Source organism: Flavimobilis soli, assembly GCF_002564025.1.
Classification (GTDB): domain Bacteria; phylum Actinomycetota; class Actinomycetes; order Actinomycetales; family Cellulomonadaceae; genus Flavimobilis; species Flavimobilis soli.
Genome location: NZ_PDJH01000001.1, coordinates 730146 through 747505, shown reverse-complemented (window position 1 = coordinate 747505; position 17360 = coordinate 730146). Strand labels below are relative to the sequence as shown.

The 17360-nt window shown below is 72.8% G+C and carries 16 protein-coding genes; 15 read left to right on the top strand and 1 reads right to left on the bottom strand.

Annotated features, from left to right (window positions below):
• Positions 1-33 precede the first annotated feature (33 nt).
• The 10 genes from ATL41_RS03410 to ATL41_RS03365 all read left to right on the top strand — a co-directional run bounded on the left by ATL41_RS03410 (position 34) and on the right by ATL41_RS03365 (position 12692).
• Positions 34-480, top strand: coding sequence for a DUF4233 domain-containing protein (locus ATL41_RS03410; protein ID WP_245854601.1), 447 nt, complete (start codon positions 34-36; stop codon positions 478-480).
• Between the two features lie 42 nt (positions 481-522).
• Positions 523-957, top strand: a complete 435-nt coding sequence (ndk, locus tag ATL41_RS03405; protein WP_098457215.1) for a nucleoside-diphosphate kinase — start codon at positions 523-525, stop codon at positions 955-957.
• 62 nt (positions 958-1019) lie between these two features.
• Positions 1020-4622, top strand: a complete 3603-nt coding sequence (gene smc / locus ATL41_RS03400) for a chromosome segregation protein SMC (RefSeq protein WP_098457214.1) — start codon at positions 1020-1022, stop codon at positions 4620-4622.
• Between the two features lie 105 nt (positions 4623-4727).
• Complete coding sequence (locus ATL41_RS03395) at positions 4728-5105, top strand: hypothetical protein (protein WP_098457213.1); 378 nt, start codon at positions 4728-4730, stop codon at positions 5103-5105.
• Positions 5106-5156: 51 nt separating this feature from the next.
• Positions 5157-6347, top strand: a complete 1191-nt coding sequence (ftsY, locus tag ATL41_RS03390) for a signal recognition particle-docking protein FtsY (RefSeq protein ID WP_098457212.1) — start codon at positions 5157-5159, stop codon at positions 6345-6347.
• Between the two features lie 159 nt (positions 6348-6506).
• Positions 6507-7817 carry an ammonium transporter gene (locus ATL41_RS03385; protein ID WP_098457211.1) on the top strand — a complete coding sequence of 437 codons (1311 nt, stop codon included), beginning with the start codon at positions 6507-6509 and terminating at the stop codon, positions 7815-7817.
• Positions 7814-8152: a P-II family nitrogen regulator gene (locus tag ATL41_RS03380; RefSeq protein ID WP_098457210.1), complete on the top strand. Its 339-nt coding sequence runs from the start codon at positions 7814-7816 to the stop codon at positions 8150-8152. The genes ATL41_RS03385 and ATL41_RS03380 overlap by 4 nt, the downstream gene beginning before the upstream one ends.
• 5 nt (positions 8153-8157) lie before the next feature.
• Entirely contained in the window at positions 8158-9945 is a 1788-nt protein-coding gene (locus tag ATL41_RS03375) for a [protein-PII] uridylyltransferase (RefSeq protein ID WP_098457209.1), read from the top strand.
• A 43-nt stretch (positions 9946-9988) separates the two neighbouring features.
• Entirely contained in the window at positions 9989-11581 is a 1593-nt protein-coding gene (gene ffh / locus ATL41_RS03370; protein WP_098457208.1) for a signal recognition particle protein, read from the top strand.
• 1 nt (position 11582) lies between these two features.
• Complete coding sequence (locus tag ATL41_RS03365; protein ID WP_098457207.1) at positions 11583-12692, top strand: amidohydrolase family protein; 1110 nt, start codon at positions 11583-11585, stop codon at positions 12690-12692.
• Between the two features lie 23 nt (positions 12693-12715).
• On the opposite strand, the gene ATL41_RS03360 is transcribed toward ATL41_RS03365, so the two are convergent.
• A complete protein-coding gene (locus ATL41_RS03360) occupies positions 12716-14287 on the bottom strand; it encodes a peptidase M16 family protein (protein ID WP_143556556.1) in 1572 nt (523 codons plus the stop codon).
• Positions 14288-14560: 273 nt separating this feature from the next.
• Between ATL41_RS03360 and rpsP the strand changes: the two genes are divergently transcribed.
• The 5 genes from rpsP to rplS all read left to right on the top strand — a co-directional run bounded on the left by rpsP (position 14561) and on the right by rplS (position 17277).
• Positions 14561-14998 (top strand): 30S ribosomal protein S16, encoded by a 438-nt coding sequence (rpsP, locus tag ATL41_RS03355; protein WP_098457205.1) that lies wholly within the window; start codon positions 14561-14563, stop codon positions 14996-14998.
• On the top strand, positions 14998-15237 hold the full coding sequence (locus tag ATL41_RS03350; RefSeq protein ID WP_098457204.1) for an RNA-binding protein: 240 nt from the start codon (positions 14998-15000) through the stop codon (positions 15235-15237). The genes rpsP and ATL41_RS03350 overlap by 1 nt, the downstream gene beginning before the upstream one ends.
• A 123-nt stretch (positions 15238-15360) precedes the next feature.
• Positions 15361-15933, top strand: a complete 573-nt coding sequence (rimM, locus tag ATL41_RS03345) for a ribosome maturation factor RimM (protein WP_098457203.1) — start codon at positions 15361-15363, stop codon at positions 15931-15933.
• Positions 15934-16719 (top strand): tRNA (guanosine(37)-N1)-methyltransferase TrmD, encoded by a 786-nt coding sequence (trmD, locus tag ATL41_RS03340; RefSeq protein ID WP_098457202.1) that lies wholly within the window; start codon positions 15934-15936, stop codon positions 16717-16719.
• 198 nt (positions 16720-16917) lie between these two features.
• Positions 16918-17277: a 50S ribosomal protein L19 gene (rplS, locus tag ATL41_RS03335; protein ID WP_098457201.1), complete on the top strand. Its 360-nt coding sequence runs from the start codon at positions 16918-16920 to the stop codon at positions 17275-17277.
• Positions 17278-17360: the final 83 nt, after the last annotated feature.

The window sequence follows — 17360 nt, the reverse complement described above, 5'->3', positions numbered from 1 at the left end:
GCCGGGCTCCGCCCGGCCGGTAGCCTGGGCGGCGTGACAGACGCTCAGCCCGGCACCCCCGAGACCCCGGTCATCCGCGCCAAGAAGTCCGCCAAGGTCCAGTTCACCTCGACGATCCTCCTGCTCGAGGCCTTCGTCGTCGTGTTCGCGACGTTCGTGCTCTACGGCCTGCGCAACGTCCCTGCGGGCCTGCCGGACTCCGTGCCGAACCTCGAGCCCGCCGTCATCTGGACGGTCGGCGCGACGATGTTCGTCGTGCTCGTCGTCCTCTCCCGCGCGTGCGGCCGTCCCGGCGGCTATGTCGCTGGCTCGGTCGCCCAGGTGCTCGTCGCCGCCTGGACGCTCGTCATCCCGCTCATGGGCATCGTCGCGATCGTCTTCATCGGGCTGTGGGTCGCGTCGCTGCGCCTCGGCGGACGCATCGACCGGGAACGCGCCGAGTACGACGCCGCGCACCCCGACGAGGCGCCCAACGTCTGACCGTCTGGGGCGGGACGCGGACAGATCGGTAAACTCGCCCTCATGACTGAAGCCCCTGCTCCGCAGCGTTCCCTCGTCCTGGTCAAGCCCGACGGCGTCGCACGCGGCCTCACCGGCGAGATCCTGCGACGTATCGAGGCCAAGGGCTACCGCCTGGTGGCCCTCGAGCTGCGCGTCGCGACCCGTGAGCTCCTCGAGGAGCACTACGCGGAGCACGCTGGCAAGCCCTTCTTCGAGCCGCTCGTCGAGTTCATGTCGTCCGGCCCGGTCGTCGCCGCCGTGATCGAGGGTCACCAGGTGATCCCGGGCTTCCGTTCGCTCGCCGGCGCCACGGACCCGACGGCAGCCGCGCCCGGCACGATCCGCGGCGACCTCGGCCGCGACTGGGGTCTCAGGGTCGCGCAGAACCTCGTGCACGGCTCGGACGCGCCCGAGTCGGCCGCCCGCGAGATCGCGCTCTGGTTCCCCGGCCTCTGACGGCCACCTCTGCGGGGCGGCGCTGCCGCCGCCCCGCAGCACCGGGCCGCTAGGCTCGGTCCGTGCACCTCAAGACCCTCACGCTGCGCGGGTTCAAGAGCTTCGCGTCTGCGACGACGCTGAGCTTCGAACCCGGGGTGACGTGCGTCGTCGGTCCGAACGGCTCGGGCAAGTCGAACGTCGTCGACGCGCTCTCGTGGGTCATGGGGGAGCAGGGTGCGAAGACCCTCCGCGGCGGCAAGATGGAGGACGTCATCTTCGCCGGCACGTCCGGTCGCCCGCCGCTCGGCCGCGCCGAGGTGTCGCTCACGATCGACAACACCGACGGCGCCCTGCCGATCGACTACTCCGAGGTGACGATCACCCGGACGCTGTTCCGCACCGGCGGCTCCGAGTACGCGATCAACGGTGCGCAGTGCCGCCTCCTCGACATCCAGGAGCTGCTCTCCGACTCTGGCCTCGGCCGTGAGATGCACGTGATCGTCGGCCAGGGGCGCCTCGACACGGTCCTGCGCGCGACCCCGGAGGAGCGCCGCGGCTTCATCGAGGAGGCAGCGGGCGTCCTCAAGCACCGCAAGCGCAAGGAGAAGGCGCTTCGCAAGCTCGACTCGATGCAGGCGAACCTCACGCGCCTGAGCGACCTGACGAGCGAGCTGCGCCGCCAGCTCGGACCGCTCGGGAAGCAGGCGGCGATCGCCCGCCGCGCCCAGGTCGTCCAGGCGGACGCGCGCGACGCCCGCGCGCGCCTCCTCGCGGACGACCTCGTCCAGCTCGTCGCGACGCTCGAGCAGGAGAAGGCCGACGAGACAGCGCTGCGCGCCCGGCAGTCCGAGGTCGAGAAGGACCTCGCGGCGGCTCGCGACGAGCTCGCGGCGCTCGAGGCGGCGGCCGCGACGGCCGCGCCGCAGCTCGCCCAGGTCGCCGACACCTGGTACCACCTGTCCTCCCTGCGCGAGCGGGTCCGCGGCACGCAGACGCTCGCGACCGAGCGGCTGCGCCTGCTCGGCACGCCCGAGCCGGTCGAGCAGCGCTCCGACCCGGGTGCGCTCGAGGCGCAGGCCGAGCGGGCGCGCGCCGCCGAGGAGGAGCTCGCGGGGGAGACCGAGGTGGCCCGGACCGCGCTCGAGACGGTCGTCGCGTTCCGTGAGGCTGCGGAGAAGCGCGCGAACGACGCCGAGCGCGAGGTCGCGGCGCTGCTGCGCGGCGCTGCCGACCGGCGCGAGGGGCTCGCCCGGCTCGCCGGCCAGGTCGCGGCGCAGCGCTCGCGCGTCGAGGCGACCGTCGCGGAGATCGGGCGACTGCGCGCCGGGGCGGACGAGGCACGGGAGCGTGGGCGCGCCGCTCAGGCGGAGCTCGCCCGGCTCGAGTCCGAGGTCGCGGGCGTCGAGGAGGGCGAGGTCGGTCTCGACGCCGCACACGAGGCCGCCGTCGCGCGTCTCGACGCGGCACAGGCCGCGGTCCGAGAGGTCCGCGCCCGACTCGACGAGGTGCGCGCGATGCGTGCGACCCTGACGGCCCGCGCCGAGACGCTCGAGCTGAGCCTCGAGCGCAAGGACGCGGCCGGGGCGATCCTCGCGTCCGAGGACGCCGAGCTCGCACCCGTGCTCGGCTCGCTCGCCGCGCTGCTCACGGTCGAGCCGGGCTACGAGGAGGCGGTCGCGGCCGCGCTCGGGAACGCGGCGGACGCGCTCGCCGTCGAGAGCCTCGGCGGCGCTGTCGACGTCATCCGCTGGCTCCGCGCCGACGACGCCGGACGCGCGACCCTCGTCGTCGCGTCCGAGGGCCGCGAGGCCCCTGCCCGCGCCGCGCGCACGCTGCCCGACGGCGCCCGCTGGGCGAGCGACGTCGTCGGCACGACGCCCGCGCTCGCGGCGACCGTGGCGTCGCTGCTCGCCGACCACGTCGTGGTCGACGACCTCGCGCACGCACGCGTGCTCGTCGAGGCGTCGCCCGAGCTCGTCGCGGTGACGCGCGCCGGTGACGTCCTCGGGCGCGACCTTGCTCTCGGCGGCTCCGCGGCCGCGCCGAGCGTCCTGCACCTGCAGGCCGCTCTCGACGACGCGCGCAGCGGCCTCGCGGCCGCCGGGACGGAGGCCGCGACGCTCGACGAGCGCCTCGCCGCGGCGCTCGCCGAGGAAGTCGAGGCCGCGCAGGTCCACGACGAGACCCTCGAGCGGCTCCACGAGTCCGACGCCGCTCTCGCTGCGGTCGCCGAGCAGCTGGGCCACCTCGGCGCGACGGCTCGCGCCGCGGCCGCCGAGGAGGAGCGCGCCGCCGAGGCGCTCGCACGGGCGGAGGCGACGCTCGAGACGCAGCAGGAGGCGCTCGCCGACCTCGTCCAGCGGCTCCAGGTCGCCGAGGCCGAGCCCGAGTCGACCGAGGAAGCGCTCGCCGCCGCGACCAAGGCCCGCGACGAGGCCGCCCAGGAGGCCTCCGCGGCCCGCGCGAAGGAGACCGAGGCACGTCTCGCGCTGCGCACGAGCGAGGAGCGTGCCCGTGCGCTCGCCGGGCGCGCCCAGTCGCTCACGCGCGCTGCTGCCGCCGAGCGTGAGGCGCAGGCCCGCGCGGCCCGGCGTGCCGAGCAGCGTGCCCGACAGGCGGCTCGCGCGTCGGCGGTCGCCGAGGGGGCCCGGGTCACGCTCGAGGTCCTCGAGAAGTCGCTCGCGGTCGTGGCCGCCGAGCGCGACGCCCAGGAGGTGGCCCGTGCGGCACGCGACGCGCGTCTCGTCGAGGTGCGGGCCCGCGTCGACTCGCTCACCGGCACGCTGCGCGAGCTGACTGACGTCGTGCACCGCGACGAGGTCGCCCGCGCGCAGCAGGCGCTGCGTATCGAGCAGCTCGAGGCGCGCTCGACCGAGGAGCTCGGCATCGACCCGCAGGTGCTCGTCGACGAGTTCGGCCCCGACCGGCCCGTGCCGGTCCTCGGTGAGCCTGCCGAGGGAGCCGACGGCGAGGCGGGGGAGAGCGAGCCCCGCACGGTCCCGTACGTACGTGCCGGGCAGGAGAAGCGCCTGCGCACGGCGGAGCGCGCGCTCGCACAGCTGGGCAAGGTCAACCCGCTCGCGCTCGAGGAGTTCGCCGCGCTCGAGGAGCGCCACCAGTTCCTCACCGAGCAGCTCGCCGACCTCAAGCGCTCGCGCGCCGACCTGCTGCAGATCGTCAAGGAGATCGACGACCGGGTCGAGCGCGTGTTCGCCGACGCGTTCCGTGACACCGCCGAGCAGTTCGAGCGCGTTTTCCCGCGCATGTTCCCCGGGGGCGAGGGGCGCCTCGTGCTGACCGACCCGTCGGACATGCTCACGACCGGCATCGAGGTCGAGGCGCGTCCCGCGGGCAAGAAGGTCAAGCGGCTCTCGCTGCTCTCGGGCGGCGAGCGGTCGTTGACCGCGGTCGCGCTGCTCGTGTCGATCTTCAAGGCCCGGCCGAGCCCGTTCTACGTCATGGACGAGGTCGAGGCGGCGCTCGACGACGTCAATCTCGGCCGCTTGCTGGAGATCTTCCGCGAGCTCCAGGAGGACTCTCAGCTCATCGTCATCACGCACCAGAAGCGCACGATGGAGATCGCCGACGCGCTGTACGGCGTGACGATGCGCGACGGCGTCACGCAGGTCATCAGCCAGCGCCTGCGGGACGGCCGCGAGGCCGCTGCGGCGCCCGTCGCGTAGGTCGTTCCCGGCGCACCCGGACGGGTGGGTGAAGATCGTGTGGCGAATCGCGCACGACAGCGCGGAGTCCGCCCCAGGGCCGCGGATTCGTCCGACAATAGAGCCGTGCAGCAGATCATCGGTTTCTCCGCCTGGCTCCTCGTCGCCCTCGTCGCCGCCGCCCTCGTCATGGTCGCGGCCGGGTTCGCCACGACCGAGCGCTTCGACTCGGGTCGCGGGGTCGCCGGGATGTTCTCCGACTTCAAGGCTGCGTGGGCGAGCCTGCGCGGTCGCGGCCCGCAGACCCCCGACCTCGGCGCGGACGAGATCGCGCGCATCGTCGATGCGCCGCCCGTCGAGACGACGATGACCGACCTCTTCCAGGCCAACCTCGAGGACGGCGCGGGGTACGTCCAGGCGGAGGAGATCACGGCGCGCCTGGAGAAGGCCGCCGACGTCGTCCGCACGACCGTGCCGCAGCGCGGCCCCCGCTCCCGCGTCTGAGCGGCAGCTCCGTCTGAGCGCGACCCCGCGCCTTCCTGAGAGACTGGTCCGGTGAACGACTTCTCCTGGCTCTGGATCCTGCTCGCCCTCGTCGTCCTCGCCGGCGTCTCGACCGCGCTCGTGGGCCCGCGCGTCCGCCGAGGTCGCGGCACCGGCACACCCGCGGCCCCTCCGAGCGTCCCGACCGCAGGCGTCGGGCCCGGCACGACGACCCTCGAGGACGCCGCCGCGGCGATCGAGGACGAGCCCGAGCTTCTCGTCGAGGAGGACGCGCAGGCCGCGCCCTCGCTCGAGGTCCCCGAGCCTGTCGGCGGACGCCTCGCGCGCCTGCGTGACCGGCTCGCACGCTCCGGCTCCCCGCTCGGCCAGAAGCTGCTCGCCGTCCTCTCGCGTGACCACCTCTCCGAGGACGACTGGGACGAGCTCGAGGAGGTCCTCCTCCTCGCCGACGTCGGCGCCGGCCCGACGGCCGAGCTGATCGAGTCCTTGCGCACCCAGGTGCGCGTGCACGGCATCGCGGACCCCGCCGTCGTGCGCGACATGCTCCGCAGCGAGCTGCTCAAGCTCGTCGACCCGACGCTCGACCGTTCGCTCGGCACGACCGGCGCGACCGCCGAGGACGGCTCTGCCACCCCCGCCGTCGTCCTCGTCGTCGGCGTCAACGGCACCGGCAAGACGACGACGGTCGGCAAGCTCGCCCGCGTGCTCGTCGCGGAGGGCAGCTCGGTCGTGCTCGGCGCCGCCGACACGTTCCGCGCCGCGGCCGCCGACCAGCTCGAGACGTGGGGCTCGCGCGTCGGCGTCCCCACCGTCCGCTCCGACCGCGACGGCGCCGACCCCGCGGCCGTCGCGTTCGACGCCGTACGTCGCGGCCGTCGCGAGAACTCCGACGTCGTCCTCGTCGACACCGCGGGCCGCCTGCAGAACAAGGCCGGCCTCATGGACGAGCTCGGCAAGATCTCCCGCGTCATCACGAAGGAGGCGCCGCTCACCGAGGTGCTCCTCGTCCTCGACGCGACGACGGGCCAGAACGGCCTCAACCAGGCACGCGTCTTCGGCGAGGTCGCGGGCGTCACGGGCATCGTCCTGACGAAGCTCGACGGCACCGCGAAGGGCGGCATCGTCGTCGCCGTCCAGCGCGAGCTCGGCGTTCCGGTCAAGCTCGTGGGCCTCGGCGAGGGCCCCGACGACCTCGCGCCGTTCGACCCCGAGGCGTTCGTCGACGGCCTGCTCGGCGTCTGACGCTGGCGCCTCGGGCCCCCGGAGGGTGCATGACACACAGTGTTTACGTTCAGCCGCGGCATGATTCACGGCCGTAACAAACTCAGCGAACAGAGGTAATCCTGCTGGGCGAAGGTTGATCCCGGGCCGGCCGAGGGGCTGGCGATGGGAGATGATCCGATGGAATGGGATACCGGAGCTGCCGCGTGGATGCTGATGTCAGCATCGCTCGTGCTTCTCATGACGCCTGGCCTGGCCTTCTTCTACGGAGGCATGGTCCGCGCTAAGTCGGTCCTGAACATGATGATGATGTCGTTCGGTGCCATGGGCATCATCGGCGTCATCTACGTCCTCTGGGGCTGGTCGATGTCGTACGGCCCGACGGTCGGTGGGTTCTTCGCGAACCCGTTCGACCAGTTCGGCCTCTCGGGCACGCTGACCGACGCTGACGGCAACGCGGTGGTGAGCACGCTCGGCAACTACCCGCAGGTGATCGACGTCGCCTTCCAGGTGACGTTCGCGATCATCACGACCGCGCTCATCTCGGGTGCGATCGCGGACCGCGTCAAGTTCAGCGGCTGGATGACGTTCGTGCCGCTGTGGGTCACGCTGTCCTACTTCCCGATGGCCCACATGGTCTGGGGCGGCGGCTTCCTCTCCGGTTCCGAGGACGGCCTCGCGGCCAAGGTCTTCGGTGTCGTCGACGGCGCGGCCGCTGTGGCCCCGATCGACTTCGCCGGTGGCACGGTCGTCCACATCAACGCCGGTGTCGCGGGCCTCGTGCTCGCCCTGATCGTCGGCAAGCGCAAGGGCTTCGGCAAGGAGCCGATGCGCCCGCACAGCCTGCCGTTCGTCATGCTCGGTGCCGCGCTCCTGTGGTTCGGCTGGTTCGGCTTCAACGCCGGCTCCGCCTTCGGCGCGAACGAGGACGCAGGCCTCGCCTGGGTCAACACCACCTCCGCGACCGCCGCCGCGATCCTCGGCTGGCTCGTCGTCGAGAAGATCCGTGACGGTCACGCCACCTCGCTCGGTGCCGCGTCGGGCATCGTCGCCGGTCTCGTCGCCATCACCCCGGCTGCGGGCGCCCTGAGCCCCGTCACGTCGATCATCCTCGGTGTCGTCGCCGGTGCGCTCTGCGCCCTCGCGGTCGGCCTGAAGTACCGCTTCGGGTACGACGACTCGCTCGACGTCGTCGGCGTCCACCTCGTCGGCGGTCTCGTCGGTACCGTGGGCATCGGCTTCCTCGCCGGCGAGGGAGGCCTGTTCTTCGGCGACGGCGCCAAGCTGCTCGTCGTCCAGGTCCTCATCGCCCTCGTCGCGATCATCGTCTCGGCGGTCATGACCGGCATCATCGGCCTGGCCATCAAGAAGACCATCGGCTGGAGGGTCTCCGAGGAGGCCGAGGTCGGCGGCATCGATCTCGCCGAGCACGGCGAGGCCGCATACGAAACGATCGGCTCTGGCCGAGTGATCACGGAGGGCAAGGCATGAAGCTCGTCACTGGAATCATCCAGCCGCACCGTCTCGACGACGTGAAGTCGGCTCTGGAAGCAGCAGGCATCCGTGGGATGACCGTCTCCGAGGCCTCCGGCTACGGCCGCCAGAAGGGCCACACCGAGGTCTACCGCGGCGCCGAGTACACGGTCGACCTGGTCCCGAAGATCCGCATCGAGGTCCTCGTGACCGACGAGGACGCGGCCACGGTCCTCGAGGTCATCGTCACCGCCGCCCAGACCGGCAAGATCGGTGACGGCAAGGTCTGGTCCGTCCCCGTCGACGAGGTCGCCCGGGTCCGTACGGGCGAGCGCGGCGCGGACGCCCTGTAGGTCACATGCAGGACGACCGGGACGGAGACAACCGGTCCGGAGCGCAGGAGGTCCCGCACACCGATTCCATCGGGGTGCGGGACCTCCGCCGCTTCCGGATCGAGGACGCACGGCAGACGATGCAGGACCCGAGCGCCGAGTCGGGCACCGAGCGCCGCCGCCGGCAGAGCGACGTCGTCGTCGCGGCGCTCGCCGAGCTGTGGCGCGAGGCCCTCGGCGACGAGCCGGAGCACGGTGTCGCGCTCGCCGCGGTGGGGAGCCTGGCCCGCGGGGACGCGGGGCCGCTGAGCGACCTGGACCTCGTGCTCCTGCACGACGGCCGTACGCGCACCGCTCAGCAGCTGTCCGCGCTCGCGGACCGGCTGTGGTACCCCCTGTGGGACGCGGGCCTCGACCTCGACCACTCGGTGCGCTCGCTCGCACAGTGCCGCCAGGTCGCGTCGACGGACGTGCCGGCCGCCGTCGGGCTGCTCGACACGCGAGTCGTCGCGGGCGACGCGCTGCTCGTCCACAAGGCGTCGTCGGCGGTGCTGACGGACTGGCGCGGCGCGTCGCGTCGGCGCCTGCCCGAGCTCCTCGCGTCGACGCGTACGCGCGCCGAGCGTAGCGGCGAGATCGCGTACCTGATCGAGCCGGACCTCAAGGAGGCGCGCGGCGGCATCCGGGACGCGGTCGTGCTCTCCGCCCTCGCGGCGTCCTGGCTCACCGACCGTCCGCACGGCGACGTCGACCGCGCGAGGGCGCACCTGCTCGACGTGCGCGACGCGCTCAACGTCGTCACGGGCCGCTCCACCAACCGCCTGGTGCAGCAGGAGCAGGAGGAGGTCGCCCAGCTCCTCGGTGTCGGCGACGCGGACGACCTGCTCGCGTCCCTCGCCGAGGCGGGGCGCACGGTGACGTACGCGCTCGACACGACGGTCCGGCGCGCGCGCCAGGCGCTCGTGCGGCCCTCGGTCGCGCGCAGGCCGCTCGTCGTGCGCGGCAAGCGCGTGCCGCCGCGCCTGCGGGCGGTGTCCGACGGCCTCGTGGAGCACGACGGCGAGCTCGTCCTCGCGATCGACGCCCAGCCGGAGAAGGACCCGCTGCTGCCGCTGCGGGCGGCAGCGACCGCCGCCCGTACGGGGCTCGCGATCTCGCCGGTGACGTCGGTCAATCTCGCGGGCTGCCCGCCGCTGCCCGAGCCCTGGCCGAAGGTCGCGCGCGGCTACCTCATGACGCTGCTCGGGGCGCAGCACGACCAGGTGCCCGTCTTCGAGGCGCTCGACCTCGTCGGCGTCGTCACCGGGTGGATCCCCGAGTGGGCCGCCGTCCGCAACCGCCCGCAGCGCTCCGCGATCCACCGGCACACGGTCGACCGGCACCTCGTCGAGGTCGTCGCTCGCGCCGGCCGCGACCGGCGCGAGGTCGACGACCAGGAGGTGCTGCTGCTGTCGGCGCTCCTGCACGACATCGGCAAGCGCGCCGGCGCGGCCGACCACTCCGTCGTCGGCGCCGAGCTCGCCCCGACGATCGTGCGGCGGATGGGCTTCGAGGAGCACGTCGCGGACGACGTCGCGCGCATCGTGCGGCACCACCTCACCCTGTCGCGCCTCGCGACGACCGCCGACCCCGACTCGCCCGAGACGCTCGCGGAGCTGCTCGACGCCGTCGACCACCGCGCGGACCTGCTGAAGATCCTGCGGGTCGTCACGGAGGCGGACTCGTCCTCCCTCGGGCCGAACGGGTGGACCGCCTGGCGTGCGCGCCTCGTCGACGACCTCACCCGGCGCGGCCTGACCGCCCTGGCCGGGTAGGCTGGGCGCCTGTCATCGTTGCTGTGATCGTGAGGGATACCCGGTGTTCGCCACCCTGTCTGACCGTCTGACGTCGACGTTCAAGAACCTGCGCACGCGCGGGCGCCTGTCCGAGGCGGACATCGACGCCACCGTGCGCGAGATCCGTCGAGCCCTGCTCGACGCCGACGTCGCCGTCCCGGTCGTTCGCGAGTTCACCGCCGCGGTGCGTGAGCGCGCCCTGTCGGCCGAGGTCTCCGAGGCTCTCAACCCGGCGCAGCAGGTCGTCAAGATCGTCAACGAGGAGCTCGTTTCGATCCTCGGCGGCGATCAGGCGCGCGGTCTGACGTTCGCGAAGACCGCGCCGACGGTCATCATGCTCGCGGGCCTCCAGGGTGCCGGTAAGACGACGCTCGCGGGCAAGCTCGCGAAGCACCTCAAGGACCAGGGCCACACGCCCCTCCTCGTCGCCGCGGACCTGCAGCGTCCGAACGCCGTCACGCAGCTCAAGGTCGTCGGCGAGCGCGCCGGCGCGACCGTCTACGCGCCCCACCCGGGCGTCGCGGGCGAGGACGAGGTCCCCACGGGTGACCCGGTCGCCGTCGCCGTCGGCGGTGTCGCGACGGCGCGCTCGCGCCAGCACGACGTCGTCATCATCGACACCGCGGGACGTCTCGGCGTCGACGCGGAGCTCATGGCGCAGGCGCGCGAGATCCGCGAGGCGACGCAGCCCGACGAGGTCCTGTTCGTCATCGACGCGATGATCGGTCAGGACGCGGTCGCCACGGCGAGCGCGTTCCTCGAGGGCGTCGACTTCACCGGTGTCGTGATGTCGAAGCTCGACGGCGACGCGCGCGGTGGCGCGGCACTCTCGGTCGCCCGCGTCACGGGCCGCCCGATCCTCTTCGCGTCCACGGGCGAGAAGCTCGAGGACTTCGAGCCGTTCCACCCGGACCGCATGGCGTCGCGCATCCTCGACATGGGTGACGTCCTCACCCTCATCGAGCAGGCCGAGAAGGCGTTCGACGCCGAGCAGGCCGAGAAGATGGCCGCCAAGCTCCAGAAGGGCGACGACTTCACGCTCGACGACTTCCTGGTGCAGATGCAGGCCATGCGCAACATGGGCTCGATGAAGAAGATGCTCGGCATGCTGCCGGGCATGGGCCAGATGCGCGAGGCGCTCGACAGCTTCGACGAGCGCGAGGTCGACCGCGTCGAGGCGATCGTCCGCTCCATGACGCCGGCCGAGCGTGCGAACCACCGGATCATCAACGGCTCGCGCCGCGCGCGCATCGCGAAGGGTGCCGGCACGACGACGACGGCCGTCAACCAGCTCATCGAGCGCTTCGAGGGCGCCCAGAAGATGATGAAGCAGATGGCCCGTACGGGCGGCGGGCTGCCCGGTATGGGGGCGCTGCCCGGCATGGGCGGCAAGAAGTCCAAGGGCCGCATGGCGCCGCAGCCGAAGAAGGGCAAGAAGGCGAAGTCTGGCAACCCGGCGAAGCGCGCCCAGCAGGAGCGTGAGGCCGCGGCCCGCGCCGCCGGTCTCCTCGAGGCTCCCGCGGCGTCGAAGGGCTCCGCGTTCGGCCTCGGCTCGAAGAGCGACGCCGCAGGTGTGCCCGACATGGACGAGCTGAAGAAGCTGCTCGGCGGCTGACATGACGTCCGGGCGCGAGACGGTGCTGCACCTCGCCGGGCCGGTGCGCCTGGGCGACGACGACGTCCGCGCCGAGGCCTGGGTCGTCGGTGGACGCCTGACGTTCACGCGCCCGACGCTGCCAGGCCGCGACGTCGTGCGGGTCCAGGGGTGGGTCGTCCCGGGTCTCGTCGACGTGCACTGCCACGTCGGGCTCGGCGCCACGGGGGCCGTCTCGCGCGAGGAGGCGGAGCGCCAGGCGATCATCGACCGCGACTCCGGGGTGCTCCTTCAGCGCGACGCGGGCTCGCCGCTCGACACGCGGTGGGTGCACGAGCGCGAGGACCTGCCCCGGCTCGTGCGGTGCGGCACGCACGTCGCGCGGCCCAAGCGGTACCTGCGCGACTACGGCGTCGAGCTCGAGCGTGTCGACGACCTGCCCGCGCAGCTCGCCCACGAGGCTGCTCGCGGGGACGGCTGGGTCAAGGTCGTCGCCGACTGGATCGACCGCGACGAGGGGGAGCGGGCGGACCTGCGCCCGCTGTGGTCCGACGACGTTCTCGTCGACGCGTTCGCCGCGGCGCACGCGGCGGGCGCCCGCGTCACCGCGCACACGTTCTCCCACGAGGCGCTGCCCGGGCTGCTCGCTGCCGGGGTCGACTGCCTCGAGCACGGCACGGGTCTCGACGACGCGCAGATCGACCACGTGGCGCGGCGGGGGATCGCGGTGACCCCGACGCTCATGCAGGTCGGCCAGTTCGAGTCGATCGCCGCGCGCGCCGTCCGCTATCCCGTGTACGCGGCGCACATGCGTCGTATGCACGCGCGCCGCTACGAGCACGTCCGCAACCTGTTCGACGCCGGGGTACGGCTCCTCGTCGGTACCGACGCCGGCGGGACGATCTCGCACGGGACGATCGCGACCGAGTGCGCCGAGCTCGCGCGGTGCGGCATCCCCGCCCTCGAGATCCTCGCGGCGGCGAGCTGGCGGACCCGCGACTACCTCGGCGTCGCCCCCGTCGACGAGGGCGCGGAGGCCGACGTCGTCGTCTACCCGGCCGATCCCGCAGCGGACGTCGCGGTGCTCGCGGCACCGAGCGCGATCGTGCTCCGCGGGACCAGGGTCGCCTGAGGCGTCGGGCTCGACCCTCCGCCTCAGCCCTCAGCGCCGAGCAGCGCCACCCGGGTCTTGTCGTACACGTGGGCGTGCGGCGCGCGTTCGACCCACGCGTCCAGCGCCTTGGGCAGGCCGCGGTAGTGTGCCGGGTGCAGGACGACGACGCCGCCTCGCGACGTGACGAGCTCGATGTCGTCGTCCGAGTCACGCCCGACGAGCTCGAGCTCGTCGAGCAGGAGCGTGGCGGTGAAGCCGTGATCGATCAGGACGAGGCGGTCGTCGCAGACAACGACTGTCGCGCCGCGTGCAGGGCTGAAGAGCTTCCCGGAGTGCACGGTCGATGTCGCGCGGCCCCGCAGCGTCCCGGGGACGTCGAAGGCTGCGTCGACGACCTCCTTGGGGCTGCGGCCCTCAGGATCCTCGCAACCGGTCGTCCAGGCGTAACCGCCCTTCTCGGCGATCTCGACCGCGTCGTCCGCCTGCGGGTCTGCCGGCACGGTGAGCACCGCGGTGGATGACGCAGCGCGCAGCGCGGCGTGGACCTCGTCGAGCTCGACGCGCGCGACGTCGTCCGCCGTGACGGGCAGGCGAGGAGAGCTGAGCCTCTCGAGCGTGGCCCGCTCGATGAGCCTCCCGATCCTCGCGGCTGAGTGCTGGCTCTCCGCGAGGATGACCTCGCGCGCCGAGCGCAGCTCGTCGGGCGTCGGACCTTCGACCGTCAGCCGGTCGACGGTCTCCAGGACCGCGCGGACGGCCGTCGCGCACGCGTGCGGGGGCGCATCGAGCTCAAGGTGCCAAGCCTCGCCGGGGCCGACGAACCAGCGCGAGGCCTGTACGGCGTAGGCGCTGCCGTCGCGGGTCCGAGCCGCTGCGTAGACGGCCCGTTCGAGGACCGCGCGTGCGAGCGCGGTCGCGCCGCTGCTGTGCTCGGCGCCGGTCGCGGCCGTCCAGACGAGCGGGGCGCCCGGCACGCGGTGGACCGCCCTGCGCTCCAGCGAGTCCTGCGGGACGTCGCGCACCGGGGCGGGACCGGAGGGCAGCGGGAGGCGGAGACCGTCCCACGGCTCGTCGGTGAGGACGAGAGTCGCGGCCCCGGCGTGCAGGTGCCGCTCGGCGAAGCTGCGCACCTCGGCCGCCGTCCAGTCGAGGAGCCGCCCGTGGTTGACGCCGAGCACCCCGAGGTCTCTCAGGCCGAAACGAAGGCTGAACGGCTCGTGCGTTCCCCAGAGGCGTTCGCGACCGATCTCGGCGACGATCGTCCGGCGCTCGGTGTCGAGCGACTCGTCGTCGATCGTGCGCACGTGCTCGAGGGCTTCGCAGACGGATGTGAGGAAGTCGGCGCGCACCCGCGCGGAACCGGTCGCCCAGAACACCGTCTCGTCGGGGCCGGAGCTCGCGTTCGCTCCCGGGGGCGCGTCGACGCGGCGCATCACGAGGTGCTCGACGAGGTGCGACAGGCCGACCTCGGCGGGGGACGCGTCGCGGTAGCCCACCGCGAGAACGAGGTAGGCGCCGGGGTCGGTGCGTACGTCCTCCCACAGGACAGGCACTCCGTCGATGGCGGTCCGCCGTGGTGATGCGGCTGTGTCGCGGGCGTCGGTGCTCGGCATCGGTCCTCCAGGCGTGCGTCAGGGCTGGCCAGAGCCTAGGGGACCGAGGGGCCTGCGTGTGCGACGCGGGCGAGAGGTCGGTGGTGCGGGACTCCCGCGTGTGGCGCGTCGCACGGTTGGAGATGCGGTTCGCGTCTGGCAGAATGTACCCCTGTACTCGGTGTGCCCGGCCCCTCTCTCCGCGCGACACCGTGTCCTGGATCATCCCGAACCCCGGCCCCACCGAGGATCGGCGCGGTCCGCCCATACTCAGAACCAGGAGAGACCACCACTGTGGCCACCAAGATTCGTCTGAAGCGTTTCGGCAAGATCCGTTCTCCCTACTACCGTGTCGTCGTCGCCGACTCGCGCACCAAGCGCGACGGCCGCGTGATCGAGGAGATCGGCAAGTACCACCCCACCGAGGAGCCCTCGCTCATCGAGATCGACTCCGAGCGCGCGCAGTACTGGCTCGGCGTCGGCGCGCAGCCGACCGAGCAGGTCGCTGTTCTCCTCAAGATCACCGGTGACTGGCAGAAGTTCAAGGGCCTCCCGGGCGCCGAGGGCACGCTGCGCGTCAAGGGCGAGAAGGTCGACCCCGCCGCCGCGATCGCCGCTGCCGCCGAGCAGGCCGAGAAGATCAAGGCGAAGGCTGCCGAGGCCAAGGCCGCGGCCCCCGCTGCTGACGAGGCCCCGGCCGAGGAGAGCACCGAGGCCGAGGAGCAGGCCTGATGCTCGCTGATGCTCTGGAGCACCTCGTCCGCGGCATCGTGGACAACCCCGATGACGTCCGGGTGAACGCCAAGGCCCTGCGCCGCGGCGAGCTGCTCGAGGTGCGTGTGCACCCCGACGACCTGGGTCGCGTCATCGGCCGCTCCGGCCGGACCGCCAAGGCGCTGCGCACCGTCGTCAGCGCCCTCGCGACCGACGGCCCCGTGCGTGTCGACGTCGTCGACGTCGACCGTCGGTGAGCATCGCACCCTGGTGAGCAGACGGTCCTCGACCGTCGGCACGCCACGCACTTCCACGTCAGGCCCGACCCCCGCGAGGGTGTCGGGCCTGACGCATCCCACCACCACCCCAGGAGTCCCTCGATGACCAGCTCGCGTCTCACCGTCGCCCGGATCGGCAAGGCCCACGGCCTGCGCGGCGAGGTCGCCCTCGAGCTCCGCACCGACATCCCCGAGGACCGCCTCGCCGTCGGCGCGGTCCTCGACACCGAGCCGGCCGACCGCGGCCCGCTGACCGTCACGCGCAACCGCGTGTCCAACGGGAAGTGGTACGTCCAGCTCGACGGCGTCGGCGACCGCAGCGCCGCCGAGGCGCTGCGCGGCGTCGAGCTCGTCGTCGACGCCGAGGACTCTGACGAGGAGGACGCCTGGTACGCCCACGAGCTCGCAGACCTGCGTGCCGAGCTCGAGGACGGCACGGTCGTCGGGACCGTCAAGGGTCTCGAGCACCTGCCCGCGCACGACGTGCTCGTGCTCGAGGAGACCGACGGCGCCCGCACCCTCGTGCCGTTCGTCACCGCGATCGTCCCGACTGTCGACGTCCCTGGCGGCCGCATCGTGCTCACCCCGCCGGGCGGGCTCCTCGCGCGCGACGCTGCGAACCTCGACGTCGCGCTCCCGGAGCCCGGCGAGACCGACGCTGAGGAGCGCGGCTGAGTGCGTATCGACGTCGTCTCGATCTTCCCGGCGTACCTCGCCGCCCTCGACCTCTCCCTCGTCGGCAAGGCCCGCACCGCGGGCCTGCTCGACCTGCGCGTCCACGACCTGCGCGACTGGACGACCGACCGCCACCGCACGGTCGACGACACGCCCGCAGGCGGCGGCGCCGGCATGGTCATGCGCCCCGACGTGTGGGGCACCGCGCTCGACGACGTCCTCACCGAAGGTGCGACGCTCGTCGTCCCGACACCGTCAGGCCCGTCGTTCACGCAGCGCACCGCCGAGGAGTGGGCGACCCGGCCGCAGCTCGTCTTCGCGTGCGGCCGCTACGAGGGGATCGACGCGCGCGTCGCCGAGCACTACCGCTCGGCGGGCGTCCGCGTCGAGGAGGCCTCCATCGGGGACTACGTCCTCAACGGCGGTGAGGTCGCGGCACTCGTCATGATCGAGGCCGTCGCACGGCTCCTGCCGGGCGTGCTCGGCAACCCCGAGTCCGTCGTCGAGGAGTCCCACTCCGTCGCTGGGCTGCTCGAGTACCCCGTGTACACGAAGCCCCCGACGTGGCGTGACCTCGAGGTCCCGCCCGTCCTCATGAGCGGGCACCACGGCAAGGTCGCGCGCTGGCGGCGCGACCAGGCGATCGAGCGGACCGCCGCGCGCCGGCCGGACATGGTCGCGGCTCTCGACGTCGACTCGCTCGACAAGAAGGACCGCGCGCTGCTCGCCCAGCTGGGCTGGCACGTGCGCGACGGCGCGCTGCACCACGACGCACCCGCGGAGTGAGGTGGCGGTCACGCCAGGGCGATTGCGTCGAGCAGCCCCTGATGTGGCAAGATAGTTCGTCGGTGCGTCACGGGCCTCTGCCACAGGGGAGAGCCTGAGCGCGGCGGGTGAGGAACCCGCCAGGCACCACCTCTGGACAGACGGACCCTCGAGGTCCACGATCGCGCTCCTGACCTGTGGCAGGACGAGGAGAACATCATGCACACGCTCGACTCCGTCGACGCAGCGTCGCTGCGTAACGACATCCCCGAGTTCCGCGCCGGCGACACCCTCAAGGTGAACGTCAAGGTCGTCGAGGGCAACCGCTCCCGCGTCCAGGCGTTCCAGGGCATCGTCATCGCCCGCCGCGGCGACGGCGTCCGCGAGACGTTCACCATCCGCAAGATCAGCTTCGGCGTCGGCGTCGAGCGCACCTTCCCGGTGAACTCCCCGACGATCGAGTCGATCGAGGTCGTCACCCGCGGTGACGTCCGTCGCGCCAAGCTCTACTACCTCCGCAAGCTCCGCGGCAAGAAGGCCCGCATCAAGGAGAAGCGCGAGACGGCCCCCAAGGCCTGACGAGCACCTGGCAGGCCTTCCTGCCGCCCTGCGGGCGAGCGACCACCGGTCGCTCGCCCGCAGTCGTACCCGGACCTTGTCCG

Bases quoted from the DNA above. Each gene is read 5' to 3' on its own strand.
- ndk (WP_098457215.1), top strand. From the start codon at position 523: ATGACTGAAGCCCCTGCTCCGCAGCGTTCCCTCGTCCTGGTCAAGCCC.
- ATL41_RS03385 (WP_098457211.1), top strand. From the start codon at position 6,507: ATGGAATGGGATACCGGAGCTGCCGCGTGGATGCTGATGTCAGCATCG.
- ATL41_RS03380 (WP_098457210.1), top strand. From the start codon at position 7,814: ATGAAGCTCGTCACTGGAATCATCCAGCCGCACCGTCTCGACGACGTG.
- ATL41_RS03375 (WP_098457209.1), top strand. From the start codon at position 8,158: ATGCAGGACGACCGGGACGGAGACAACCGGTCCGGAGCGCAGGAGGTC.
- ATL41_RS03365 (WP_098457207.1), top strand. From the start codon at position 11,583: ATGACGTCCGGGCGCGAGACGGTGCTGCACCTCGCCGGGCCGGTGCGC.
- ATL41_RS03360 (WP_143556556.1), bottom strand. From the start codon at position 14,287: ATGCCGAGCACCGACGCCCGCGACACAGCCGCATCACCACGGCGGACC.
- ATL41_RS03350 (WP_098457204.1), top strand. From the start codon at position 14,998: ATGCTCGCTGATGCTCTGGAGCACCTCGTCCGCGGCATCGTGGACAAC.
- rimM (WP_098457203.1), top strand. From the start codon at position 15,361: ATGACCAGCTCGCGTCTCACCGTCGCCCGGATCGGCAAGGCCCACGGC.
- rplS (WP_098457201.1), top strand. From the start codon at position 16,918: ATGCACACGCTCGACTCCGTCGACGCAGCGTCGCTGCGTAACGACATC.